Annotated in this window: 10 protein-coding genes and 1 tRNA gene; 3 read left to right on the top strand and 8 right to left on the bottom strand. The window is 44.0% G+C overall.

From position 1 onward, the window contains the following. Positions 1–555 precede the first annotated feature (555 nt). The 5 genes from BLS65_RS00130 to BLS65_RS00110 form a co-directional block, all read right to left on the bottom strand. Positions 556–3,015: a tyrosine-protein kinase gene (locus BLS65_RS00130; protein ID WP_092433919.1), complete on the bottom strand. Its 2,460-nt coding sequence runs from the start codon at positions 3,013–3,015 to the stop codon at positions 556–558. Between the two features lie 857 nt (positions 3,016–3,872). Then, positions 3,873–4,610 carry a polysaccharide biosynthesis/export family protein gene (locus BLS65_RS00125; RefSeq protein WP_092433915.1) on the bottom strand — a complete coding sequence of 246 codons (738 nt, stop codon included), beginning with the start codon at positions 4,608–4,610 and terminating at the stop codon, positions 3,873–3,875. Positions 4,611–4,802: 192 nt separating this feature from the next. Further along, positions 4,803–5,318, bottom strand: a complete 516-nt coding sequence (locus BLS65_RS00120; RefSeq protein ID WP_092433914.1) for a UpxY family transcription antiterminator — start codon at positions 5,316–5,318, stop codon at positions 4,803–4,805. Positions 5,319–5,454: 136 nt separating this feature from the next. Continuing rightward, entirely contained in the window at positions 5,455–5,829 is a 375-nt protein-coding gene (locus BLS65_RS00115; protein WP_092433912.1) for a DUF3127 domain-containing protein, read from the bottom strand. Between the two features lies 1 nt (position 5,830). Beyond that, positions 5,831–6,268, bottom strand: coding sequence for a peptidylprolyl isomerase (locus BLS65_RS00110; protein WP_092433909.1), 438 nt, complete (start codon positions 6,266–6,268; stop codon positions 5,831–5,833). A gap of 1,452 nt (positions 6,269–7,720) precedes the next feature. Between BLS65_RS00110 and BLS65_RS00100 the strand changes: the two genes are divergently transcribed. Beyond that, positions 7,721–7,793 (top strand) — tRNA-Thr (locus BLS65_RS00100). A 216-nt stretch (positions 7,794–8,009) separates the two neighbouring features. On the opposite strand, the gene BLS65_RS00095 is transcribed toward BLS65_RS00100, so the two are convergent. The 3 genes from BLS65_RS00095 to mnmD form a co-directional block, all read right to left on the bottom strand. Further along, positions 8,010–8,774, bottom strand: coding sequence for a BamJ family beta-barrel-assembly machinery protein (locus BLS65_RS00095; protein ID WP_092433907.1), 765 nt, complete (start codon positions 8,772–8,774; stop codon positions 8,010–8,012). A 90-nt stretch (positions 8,775–8,864) separates the two neighbouring features. Further along, positions 8,865–9,185, bottom strand: a complete 321-nt coding sequence (locus tag BLS65_RS00090; protein WP_092433904.1) for a nitrous oxide-stimulated promoter family protein — start codon at positions 9,183–9,185, stop codon at positions 8,865–8,867. After that, entirely contained in the window at positions 9,178–9,846 is a 669-nt protein-coding gene (mnmD, locus tag BLS65_RS00085) for a tRNA (5-methylaminomethyl-2-thiouridine)(34)-methyltransferase MnmC2 (protein ID WP_092433902.1), read from the bottom strand. Before mnmD ends, BLS65_RS00090 begins: the two co-directional genes overlap by 8 nt. A 151-nt stretch (positions 9,847–9,997) precedes the next feature. On the opposite strand from mnmD, the gene BLS65_RS00080 reads away from it, so the two are divergent. Together BLS65_RS00080 and BLS65_RS00070 are read left to right on the top strand one after the other, a co-directional pair. Next, the gene (locus BLS65_RS00080; RefSeq protein WP_092433900.1) at positions 9,998–11,911 is read left to right on the top strand and encodes a sigma-54-dependent Fis family transcriptional regulator; all 1,914 of its coding nucleotides are present in this window, start codon (positions 9,998–10,000) and stop codon (positions 11,909–11,911) included. 574 nt (positions 11,912–12,485) lie between these two features. Further along, complete coding sequence (locus BLS65_RS00070; protein ID WP_092433896.1) at positions 12,486–13,172, top strand: redox-sensing transcriptional repressor Rex; 687 nt, start codon at positions 12,486–12,488, stop codon at positions 13,170–13,172. Positions 13,173–13,179 lie beyond the last annotated feature (7 nt).

The following is a 13,179-nucleotide window of genomic DNA, read 5'->3' as shown; positions in this document are numbered from 1 at the left end:
TTACCCTTTAACGTCTCTATCTTTTAACACTTCTTTATTACTGAGATACCAATATGCCCATTATATTCACCGTTACACTCAGGCGGCGAAACCTCTATAGATGCATTGTTAACCATTTGTCCGCGCCGCCAAAAAGTTTTAATGTCTTCTCTGTTACCAACGTTTGGAATCTACGGCGCCACTACAACTTCAGTCTTCCAGCTGCCGACTTCCGTCTCCTGACTCCTGACTTCCGTCTTTTACCTTTTCACTATTCACTACTCACCTCTTCAAAACCATAATTTGGCACCTACGGCGCCACTCCAACTTCGGACTTCCGTCTTCGGTCTCCTGCTTCGGACTTCTGACTTCCGACTTTCAGCTGCCGTCTTTTAACCTTTAACGTTTACCCTTTAACGTCTCCGGACTTCCGACTTTCAGCTGCCGTCTTTTAACCTTTAACCTTTACCATTTAACCTCTCCGGACTTCCGACTTCTGACTCCGGTCTTTTCACCTTTACCTTTTAACCTTTAACGTCTCCGTCTTTTAACCTTTAACATTTACCCTTTAACCAATCAAAACCAACGTTTTACCTGTTCTTTGAACGTCAACTTTGGTTCATCCTCGTCGGAATAGTAGCCACTCTTGTCTTTATTGCCATAGCCGTAGGAGTAGCTATAGCTGTAGCCATAGGAGTATTTGTAAGTATAGCCATAACCGTATCCACGCTTGGGTTGGAAGTCGTTTACTACAATGGCGAGATTTCGAATCTCTTTGTGTTTGTAGATATCCTCCACCAGCTTAAGCACCTCCTTGGAGGAGTATCCAAAGCGCACCACAAAGAGGTTGGCATCGGCAAAACGGGCAATTAATAGTGCATCGGTAACGATGGCTACAGGAGGAGTATCCACCACAATGTAATCGTAGTGTTCCCTTGCCCAATTCATAAACTCATCCATTTTTTGAGAACCAAGCAACTCCGATGGGTTGGGTGGAATAGGTCCACTGGGCGCAAAAAAGAGATTTGGCGTTGGGGTATTCTTTACAACCTGCTCCAATGTAGATTTACCAATGAGATAGGTGCTAATGCCCTCGCTATAAACCACGTTGAGCATCTTCTGTATCTTAGGCTTACGCAGATCGAGGCCCATCAGCAACACTCTATTACCCGCCATAGCCATAATGGCGGCAAGGTTCACGGCGGTAAATGTTTTTCCCTCGCTACTGAGGGTAGATGTAACGGCAATCACCTTTTGTTCCGGATTCCGGAGCAGGTATTGTAGGTTGGTTCGCAGCCCACGGAACGACTCCGCTAGCGTAGACTTTGGCTTACTGATAACGGGTATCTCTGCTTCATATCGGTTATGCCCCATGGTTCCAATCACAGGAACCGTTGTCTTTGAGGCGATCTCCTTAATATCTGTAAGTTTATCATTAAAAAAATCGAGTAAAAAAATAAATGCCAGCGGTAAAAGAGCCCCTATAAACATTCCAATAAGGTAATTAAACGACCTCTTTGGCTTAATAATGGAGGCATTCTCAGGCATTGCGTAGTCGAGCACCTTGTTATCGGCAATATTTGATGCCTTGGCAATAGCTGCTTCTGCGCGCTTCTCCTGAAGATAATTATACATCTTTTCGAGCAAATTAAATTCACGCTCAAATCCAATGAGCTGCCTCTCGTTACCGGGAAGTTTAACTATTTCTCCCTCTACCTTATTCAGCCGCTGTAGCACATCTTCTTGTGCCACCTTGTTAACCGCAATTAAACTTTCTACCTTCTCGGTTAAGCTATTTCGAAGATTCTCCAACCGAATATTCAGCTGCTCTAATCCAGGATTCCCATTCTTAACAGAAGCACGCATCTCCTCCCGAGCAATATAGGTTTGGCTAATCTCTCCAAGTAAAGAGGATAGTTGTGTGTCATCTACCCCCATGGCCGATGGAGCTACTAGCTGATTTAAGTCGCTACGCGACGACAGATATTTTTTGAGGTAAGCATAGTATCGCCCCTTCAACTCAAATGCTCCCTGATCGATTTGAAACTCCCTAATCCTACCAAAAAGAATCTCCCCCTCTCTCGAAATATTTATAACCCTATTATTGCTTCTAAAGTCCTGCAACCGCTGCTCTGCACGGCGAAGGGAATCTGTCATATTATCGAGTTGGGAGTCGATAAAGTTAACTGTATTCGCAGCTATCTTATTCTTATCTTCCAACCCCTTTCGAATATAAACCTCCATCAGTTTATTGAGGTAAGCGGCCTCCTGCTCGGCAACAAAACCACTGCTACTGAGTGTTAAAATCGATCCCTTTTTATCATTTAGAGAGATAGAAACCTTTCCCTTGTAGGTATTGGCCAGCGCATTTATACTATTTACTTTAAAGTAATATCGAACACCAAGATTATTATCCGATCCGCTAAAATTTTGAAGACGTTGGATTCTAAAACAAAAGGCACTATTCTTAAACAGCTCTCCAAAGCGCATCTCCTGCTTTACTCCCATACCATCATCAATCTCTAGCAGATACCTTTCATTGGATATCATTTTAACATAAACCGGATAGTTTGGAATATTGCGACCTGTTGTATCAATTAGCACTTTAAAAGGGGCACTCTGGTATAGCCTTGATTCTTTTATCCCTCTACGTCCCACTAGAACATAGGTGACTCTAAACTCATCCAACTCCTTTACAACCTGATAGGCCATGGAATAGGATTGTAATACGCCTATCTCATTTTGAATGCTCTTTGTATTCTTAACCAACCGCAAACTTTGGATCATATTTTCAGCGCCTGTAAACGCCTTCGAGTTGTCGTCGTCCTTTACAATCAAACTTGCAGATACGTTGTAAACCTGCTCCGAATAACGGTTTACGAGGTATGCAATAAACAGTCCGGCAAAAACGGTAATGGCAAACCAATACCAGTTGGCAATTACGCGAAACAGCAGGCGCTTAATATCCAGCTGCTCCTCCTCTGGAGTAAAACCATGGGTAGAAATTGGTCTATCGTTATTTGGAATGCTTTCCATTTTTATGCGTGTTTCAAAATTATACCTATTCTTTCTTAAACCTTCAGTGGGCAGTCGGCAGTCGGCAGTCTTTTTACTTTTAACTTTTAACGTTGACCCTTTAACTTTTACCCTTTAACCTTTAACGTCTTCCGTCTTCCGTCTTTTAACCTTTAACGGTTACCCTTTAACGTCTTCGTCTTTAAACCTTTACCTTTTAACGTCTTCAGTCTTTCAACCCGCTATTGCAAACTGATGCCCAATGTCATCGATCTGTTCACCGCTCCATTCAGGCGGCGAAAATTCGATAGATGCATTGTCAACCATTTGTTCGCGCCGCAAAAAAATTTCAACATCCTCTCTGCTACCATAATTTGGCACCTACGGCGCCACTCCATCTTCGGACTTCCGACTCCTGTCTTTTAACCTTTAACCTTTACCTTTTAACGTCTTCGTCTTTTAACCTTTAACCTTTACCTTTTAACGTGTTCGTCTTTTAACTTTTAACCTTTACCTTTTAACGTCTTCGTCTTTTAACCTTTACCTTTTAACGTCTTCAGTCTTTCAACTCTCTATTGCAATCTGATGCCCAATGTCATCGATCTGTTCACCGCTCCATTCAGGCGGCGAAAATTCGATAGATGCATTGTCAACCATTTGTTCGCGCCGCAAAAAAATTTCAACATCCTCTCTGCTACCATAATTTGGCACCTACGGCGCCACTCCATCTTCGGACTTCCGACTCCCGTCTTTTAACTTTTAACCTTTACCTTTTAACGTCTTCGTCTTTTAACCTTTACCCTTTAACGTTTACCCTTTAACGTCTCCGTCTATTCACTTTTCACAATTCACTTTTCACTTTCAACCTTTACCTCTATCTATTTCGCCAAAAAACTTACCAACAGCACCACCGTGCTAATAGTTGAAAGAGCAAGTCCATAAGTTCCTGCATTTAGCTGAAACATCTTACCCTTGCGTGGCTCCACAACTATCACGTCGTTTGGTAAAAGATAATACCCTTCAGAAGCCATAATGCTCTTATCCGAAAGATTTAGTCGAAAACTCTTATTCCCAGACTCACAAGGCCTTACCACCAGAACATTATCACGCTTTCCGTAATCGGTAAAGTCTCCCGCCAGCGCTAATGCCTCAAATATGGTAAGTTTATCCTTAAAGTTTAGGTAAACGCCAGGTTTGCGCACCTCTCCCAATATCGTAACCTTATAGCTAAGCAACCGCACAACGGTCATTCCATCCTTAAGGAATTCATCGGCACGCTTTTGAATAATCTCCGTTGCCTCCGGAACGGTTGAGCCAGCAACCTTAACATATCCAAGCACCGGTAGCCGCACTGCACCGCTATCGGTTACGGTATAACCATACAGGTAGTAGCCAGCATCGTTACTGTAAAGGTTTGCGGAACCGCCTCCCTTGTTGTTGAATATAGCACTAATTTGCGGATCCTGAGTAAGCAGCTGCACGTAGAGCACATCGTTGGGCTGTATTTTATACAAATCGGGTTGCTTTGCCGATGGAATTGTTTCCACTCCAGCATTGTGCATGTATAGCAGCTGGTTGCGCTTGTTGCACGAAGAGAGCGCCAGTGCAAATGTCATGGCTAATAGTATATAATGCAAACGCTTCACGATATTCAATTTAAAGGAGTATAATACGAGAGTTTTGTGATAATGCACTTTAGAGGGTAAAAGTAATGATTTTGCCGAAACTAGAGCAATTATCAATTTGAAAATGATCTGATTTGAAGCAATTAAATAAATGGTTAAAAGGTAGAGGTTAAATGATGGCTACTACAGCCTTTCAACAAACTCCAACGGCACCGTAACCACCAAGCTAAATGGGATATTTTCGATGCGGACAACTACGCGCTGTCCTCCCTTATGATCGACCAGCTCGCCCTCAAGGCCCATCAACTGTCCGGCATTCACCTTAACTTTTTCGCCCTTGGAGAGCGGTGTCTCAACTACCTCAACCTCAATATCCTCTTCGAGAATGCACTTTAGATAGGCAATATCTTTGTCGGCCACAGGCGCAGGTAACTTTTCGAAGTTGATAAAGCAAACCGCACCAGGATCTTGCAGCACGGCAAAGCGCTGCGAAAGCACCATGCGCACAAATACATAGGAATTGATAAGCGGCACCTCTACCACCTTTTTCCTGTCGCTCCACTGCCGCACCACTTTATGCATCGGGAGAAACGATTCATACCCATGCTCGGTGAGCCGTTCATGCACCTTTTTCTCATTGCGCGATTTGGTGTAAAGGGCATACCAGCGAACAGTCTCTTTTTTTATCTCGGCAGTCATCGTGCAATGTTTTATCCTAAAGGAAAATCGATTGGATGCTAATAAGTGAATAATTAGAACAGGGCAATCCCTGTTGCTTCACTAAAAGCAGTAAAAAAAGGAGAACCGGTTTCCCAAATTCTCCATATTTTATATTTTAGAAAGGCAGATCATTTAGCTCCTCGCCGCCCATGGGCGGAATCTCATCGAAAGAGGCTGGTGGTGCTCCCGCCGATTGCGATTGCGATGGCTGGGTGGCACTTTCCTTTGCAATGCGCCAAGCGCGAAGATCGGTGTACCAACGCCCATTATACTCCCGCGACTCTACGTTGAAGCTTACCTTTAGGACATCGCCGGGACGAAACCCACCAATTTCCTGGACCTTATCGCCCCAGGCAGCAACACACACCTTTTTTGGATACTGCTCCATGGTTTCCACAATAAAATCTTGCTTTTCCCATGTTCCATTTTTTCCGCTGCCAGTCTGCTTTTCGAGCAGCTGCACAAACTTACCCTGTAATTCAAGAGCCATCTTACTCCTCCTTTATTTCAATTTTAACAATCTCGTCACCTTTACGAATTTGATCGAGCACCTCAATGCCTTCGTAAACTTTACCAAAAACGGTATGCTGCCTATCGAGGTGTTGAGTGTTTTCCCGGTTATGGCAGATAAAGAACTGAGATCCACCAGTGTCGCGACCTGCGTGCGCCATGGAAAGAACGCCCTTGTCATGGATTTGATTATTCCCGGTAAGCTCGCACTTGATGTTGTAACCCGGACCACCTGTACCTGTTCCGTATGGGCAACCTGCTTGCACCATAAAATCAGGAATCACGCGGTGGAAAATGAGACCATCGTAGAAGCCAAGTTTGGCTAGTTTTACAAAATTTTCAACGGTTTTCGGAGCGTCCTCTTCGAAGAACTTCACCTTCATCACCCCTTTTGCGGTATGAATTTCAGCTGTTTTCATAGTATCTGGATTTGTTTATAATTCGGTTGGGTATAATTTACGAAGGAACAAAAAACGGGGGAATTTTCAAAATGGAATTACATATCTCATTCGATAAACATGCAACCCCTCTGGGATCGACATCACCCTCAAAAGATTTGCAAACGTTTTTTTTGAGACCACGTGTCTTTATAAGCGCCCATTTACGGATGCGCGAATGCTCTCCTATGTTATTCTAGACCTCAAAGAGGCCTTATGTTTATAGAAAATGTGTGTGCGTGGGGTTCGACCCCAGCAGGGGTCGTATGTTCTCATTGCATATCTCATTCTATAAACATGCAATCCCTCTGGGATTGGCACAACCCGCAAACGATTTGCAAACGTTTTTTTTGAGACCACGTGTCATTATAAGCACCCATTTATGGATGCGCGAATGCTCTCCTATGTTATTCTCGACCTCGGAGAGGTCTTATGTTTATAGTAAAATATGTGATCGTGGGATTCGACCCCAGCTGGGGTCGTATGTTTTCATTACACATCACATTCTATAAACATACAAACCCCTCTGGGATCGACATCACCCTCAAAAGATTTGCAAACGATTTTTTTGAGACCACGTGTCATTATAAGCGCCCATTTATGGATGCGCGAATGCTATCCTAATGTGATTCTCGACCTCAAAGAGGTCTTATGTTTATAATAAATATGTGTGCGTGGGATACGACCCCAGCAGGGGTCGTATGTCCTCATTGCATAGCTCATTCTATAAACATGCGATGCCATCTGGATTATTTGAGTATAGTTCGGCCGGTGATGAAAGATTAGGTGATGCACAACCTCGGAACGCGCACCAAAATGCAAAAACACCTCTCTGCGACCGAAATCCTTCACGCTGAATTGCAAAACCACTACATTTTTCTCTAAATCCATCGATATTTTTGTCATTTCGTCATACAATACGTAATTGCAAGCACATTTCATTGCAAAAACACCGTGTAGAAGTCCATTGCAAGCACATTTCACTGAATCGCATGAACATTTTTATCGATTGCAACCACGTTTTATCATATTGCTCCAACTATTGTGAGCATTGCAGCTACTATTTTAGATATCGCAGCAACTATTTATAACGTTGCAGCTACTATTTTGTCCAAATCCACAGTATTTTACGCCACAATGTCATTCACGCACACTACCGCCAGCAGTTTAATGGTGGTATCCGCCTCTTGTAGCCATAGAAACATGGCTATTTTGAACATTTCCGATTCGTTTTACAGAATCACCCATCATATCTCTTTTATGAAGGAGGATTTTGGTAAAAAACATCCTCTCAACGAAGCGAAAAGCACTCGAAGAGAAGCGGATGGAAATAAAATGGAATGAAACTGGAAATAATAGTTTGCAGAAGTATTGCAAATTCGAGCAAACATTATACTTTTGCAACGCTTTAAACGAGAAGCGAGCATACAAAAGGCCGATGTAGCTCAGTTGGTAGAGCAGTTGATTTGTAATCAGCTGGTCGGAGGTTCGAGTCCCTCCATCGGCTCAAGAAAACGTCCACCGGAAAACCGGCGGACGTTTTGCATTATACCTTGGACCCAGCTCGGAAACAAAAAAGGGACAGGACAAATCATGTAATCTAGGCTATGGCAATCCTCCGCGATTGGCATCAACCGCAATACATTTGCTAGCGATCACACTATTAAAAAAAATGCCGCTCCTAAATAGGAGCGGCACCAATATCATTAATTCTATTCGCGAATTACTTAGCAGCAGGAGCGGCAGTAGGTGCCTCAATGCTGATTAGCTCAACTTCGAAAATGAGTGCTGCATAGGGAGGGATAACTGGCTGACGTCCAAAACGGCCATAAGCAAGTTCCGAAGGAATGTAGAACTTATACTTTGAACCAACGTTCATTTTTTGCAAGCCGGCAGTCCATCCGCGGATAACACCATTCAAGCGGAAACTTGCTGGCTCCTTACGGTCGTATGACGAGTCAAACTTGGTACCGTCTACAAGGGTTCCTGTGTAGTGAACCTTAACAACATCGGTTTCCAAAGGAGAAACACCAGTACCTTTAGTGATAACCTCGTACTGCATTACAGCACTCTTTTGAACGCTGCTTCCATCAGGCATCTGCTCGCTGTAGGAAACTCTCATGGTATCTACACCTGGTTTGCTGGCATTCTTAACCATAAAGTCCTTACCTGCTTGCATATCCTTTTCATGCTTAAGGTCGAATTGCTTCATCATGTACATTTGGATTACCCCTTGCGCAATCTGAGGAGTCATCATGGCACGGGTAGAATCCTTGCTCATTACATCCTCAACAGCCGCAGCCAATGCTTCTGGGCTAATTTCCTTAATATCATTCTGTCCAAAGCTCGAACCAACGCTTATTCCGATGGCATAGCTTAAAGAATCAACCGTAGTCTTAAGGTTTGCAGAAGACTTAGACTTTGAGCCACAACCACTCATTGCTACAGAACCAGCTGCAAGAACAATTAATGCAATTTTCTTCATCATTTACTATTTGTTAATTAGTCTTTATGGGAACAAAGTTATAGATAAATATGATTGAAATTCTAACGAAATAAAAAATATTCTTAAAGTCTGTTAATGGGATAGATGCAGCGCAAAAATCCATCTAAAAATGACATACTTAAGGGAGGCGATAGGGTGATAAAGCACCATTCGCGGACCAGAATAGCGCATCACCCTGCGAATTTGCTCCTGCTCTGTTTTTCGGTAGCAATGCGTGGTGCAGCTGCCGCAAGATGGTTTTTGGTTACCATACTTACAACGATCCAACCGCTTATGAGCATAATCAATTAGAGTGAGACACTCCGAGCAAGGCTTCTTGGTGTGGTGCTCCTTCCTACAATAGAACTCAATCATGAGTCTAACCATGCGCTTCTCGCACTGAATTCTATTCATGCTCCCGTTTTATAGCCCTTACCATATGCCGCTTGCCGGGAGGTCCGGAAAGACGCTGCACAAAAAATCCTGCCGCCCGAAGTGCCTGCTTCACTATTCCTTTCGAGGAGTAGGTAACCAACACTCCTTCATTACTCATGGCCTCATACAATTTTTTAAAGATCGTTTCCGACCATAATTCCGGCTGGGCCTCAGGGTCGAAGGCATCAAAGTAAACCAAATCGATCCCCAATGGCAATTCGAGGTTTACTAAATCGCCCTGGATCTTTGTCAACGTAAACCGATTGTCTATTGCTACTGCTTTGTCCCATTCGGCACTATGCAAGGATCTAAACCGATCTACTGCAACGCCCAACTGCTCCGAAAAGTTAGCCTTACAGGCCTCTTCAGCGGGTATGGGATATAGTTCCACGGCATAATAGTCCACATTTTGGGCCATTTGCTCCGCCTGCAATAACGTCAACAGTGCATTCAAGCCTGTTCCAAACCCCATTTCGAAAATGGTGATGTGCGATTTATGCGCCATACAGTTATAGCCCGCATCGATAAATACATGCTTCGACTCCTGTATAGCCCCATGTATAGAATGGTAATGCTGCCCGTAAAGTTCAGAGAAAAAGGTAGAAGACCCATCCTCCGTTAGCTCAATTGTCCGATTCAATGGCGTAGAACATATAGTTATGTACTGGTAAAATTATTTAAAATTACGAACTTGTGCCCCATATTTGATTGTTTACTTGCTCCATGCACATGAGCAATGAGCCCCACCAGTTATTCTCCGATTTCAAACTGGCACTCAGACCAACAATACCATGATGGCAAAACGACAAGAAGAGATTGTAAAAGGATCACATGAGCGTAGCAAACGGTTGGGTGTGGATATCAACCAGGTTGTTTCGAGAAAGATTCTTTCCGAGGCGCAGCTTCGAGAACGCTTGAAGGAGAACCATTCCCTACTAGAAGTCGCAAAACCGATTCTCAAAAATCTTTATGATTTCCTTGAAGATACCGGATTTATTGCGGTGCTTACCGATGGTAAAGGTTGCATCCTGAGCCTTTTTGGCGACAAGGAGGTCGTAAAGGCGGCTCAGTCGATAAAGATGAGCCCCGGCGTGTATATGGATGAGGCATCTATTGGAACCAACGCCATGGGAACAGCCCTCAGCGAAGACTCACCCATTCAAATTACCGCCAAGGAACACTTTATTACAGCCTACCACCAATGGACCTGTTCCGCGGCCCCCATTCACGATACTGAAGGAAACATCCTTGGGGTAATCAACCTGACAGGAAGTAGCGAACTGGTGCATCCCCATACCCTGGGCTTGGTGGTGGCCGCCGTAAAATCGGTGGAAAACCAGCTACAGAGCGATACGGTGGAAGCAGAGCTCTCCGAAACCTCCCTTGCCCTCTCCTCTATTGTCGATAATCTATCATATGGGCTGATCTCCTGCGATATCAATGGTCATGTTCAAAAAATTAACAAGATAGGTGTTACTATGCTCGGTTACCCTGCCTCAGCACTAGACACCTTCGATAATATTACTACTCTTTTGCCCGGATGGCCAAGTATCTTGGATGTTCTAACCAGCGGCGACAAAATCCTCGATGAAGAGATAGAGTTTAACACGACTTCGGGCAAGGAAAAGTTTGTGGTGAATGCACTCCCCATCCGAAATCCTCAAGACGAAGGCCTTACCGGAGTTATTATTACCTATCGAGAATTCAAACGGGTTTACTCGGTTATTAGTAAGTTCTCGGGCATGAAGGCACGTTACACCTTTGAGGAGATGATATTCAACTCCGATACCATGCGTCGAGTGGTAGATTATGCCAAGGCCATCGCCAACAGTCCCTCCACTGTTCTCATCCTTGGCGAGAGCGGAACGGGAAAAGAGGTACTTGCTCAAGCCATTCATTCCGCCAGCACCCGCAGTAAAGCCAGTTTTGTTGCCGTAAACTGTGGTGCAATCCCCTCTACCCTAATGGAAAGTGAACTCTTTGGCTACGAGGATGGCGCTTTCACCGGTGCCCGCAGAGGTGGAAAACCGGGTAAGTTTGAACTCGCCAACGACGGCACCATCTTTTTGGACGAAATAGGGGAAATGCCCATCGACATGCAGGTGAAACTGCTAAGGGCCATACAGGAAGGAAAAATCACCCGTGTTGGTGGCGAAAAGGAGATCCCCGTAGATGTAAGAATTATTGCTGCTACCAACCGCAACCTAAAGAATGAGGTAGACGAAGGGCGCTTCCGAATGGATCTTTACTATCGCCTCAGCGTTATACCCATTACACTCCCACCGCTCAAGGATCGCAAGGAGGACATACCCTTACTTATTAAGTATTTTCTGAACACAAAAGCGCTTAAACTTAAGAAGTCTGTCCCTGAAGTCTCCAACGAACTATACCAAAAGCTGCTGCGTCACCCTTGGCCCGGCAATATTCGGGAACTGGAGAACTTTATCGAGAAGTTGGTGAACTTCGATGGCAATGCCGAGGTAGCCGATTTAGCCGGGACCTTCTCTCCCCGCTTATCGGAATCGACACTTGGCCCTCAAGCCCCAACAGCCAAGCCCATCCGATCGCTCGAACAGATGGAAAAGGAGGCGATTGCCAACGCCCTAACCGCACTAAAGGGAAATATCTCCCACATTGCAAAAGCACTGGGAGTTAGCCGCAACACCCTATACCTAAAGATGAAAAAATATGAACTGGGAGAGTAATTCTTTCGAGAAATTGGATGCAACGAGAACATTTTAAACCAAACAAATTGATTTAGCAGTAAATTGCCAAAGAAAAACATGCAAGTAACCTAGTTGTTTCTTTCACCATTTATCAAAATGTCTTATTTTTGCACACGTGTTTCGTTTTATGACACCGGTAGCTACGTTTTCTTGTTCAGAATATGCACACATCATCATAAAAACTTGCTCACACAAATAAGAGCAAGAATATTACATCACTGAATTATTGTTACTTACAATTAATGGCACATACATTGCTAGCAAATTACTATAACTATTTAACCAGATATGTTTTGGTTATGTATAGGTTAGTTGAAGTAGACTTGAAGAATCTCCCCGCTCGCTTAAGCGGGGAGCCTTCCTTACCGAACTTGTTTCTCCTAAAAATAAGTCAGGTCTCTCTCCCAATTCGTTGGGTGGGGGACTTTTTTCCGATCCTATATGCTAGCAAGAGTTGGGTAAAGCCCACTACAGTAATATTTGATTACCAGATCAATAAACTTTCATCAATCCATACAACAAATAGCCAATCTATTCCAAATACCCCAAAGTAATGACAATCGGAAGAGAAGAAAAAGGCATGGTGGTAATTCCACAAGATTTGTTCGCGAGAATGAACAGGCTGCTAAGCTTTACAAGGCTGCTCAAGATTAAAGGGAAAACCGACGTGTCGGTAGAGCATATAGCCGAAAGCCTTGGATTTCAAACCACCGATATCAGCAATGACTTAACAATGTTAGAGATTAGCGATGGGGTTCGCCAATTTTTTAGCGTTGGAATGCTCATCGATGGACTGGAAGTGGCCTTAGGCTACCATAGCATCAATGAGGCCTTTCTGGTGGGCACTGGTCGCTTGGGCAACCTGCTGCTACAATACAATGGATTTAAAGAGTGCGGTCTGCGAATAGTGGCGGCCTTTGATGTAAAGCCTTCCCTTATAGGAACCGAGATTGAGAGTATCAAGGTACTCGATCCTACAATGATTCAGACCTTATCCGACCGAATGCACATCTCGCTGGGATTAATAGCTACCCCAGCCGACCAAGCACAGAAAACCGCCGACCTCCTTGTCGAGTCCGGCATTCGGGTAATCTGGAACTTCTCCCTGAAGGACGTAACCGTTCCACAGGGGATCATTCTCGAGAACTCGCTAATTCAATCCGATATCAAAGCTACCTTTGCCAGAATAAATGATCGCTTCACCCGGATGTTAAAGCATCTTCCGGAAACCAGTATTTAATGTAATC

It is taken from the genome of Williamwhitmania taraxaci (assembly GCF_900096565.1).
Classification (GTDB): domain Bacteria; phylum Bacteroidota; class Bacteroidia; order Bacteroidales; family Williamwhitmaniaceae; genus Williamwhitmania; species Williamwhitmania taraxaci.
The sequence above is the reverse complement of the archived record's forward strand: the minus strand, read 5'-3'. Positions and strand labels throughout refer to the sequence as shown.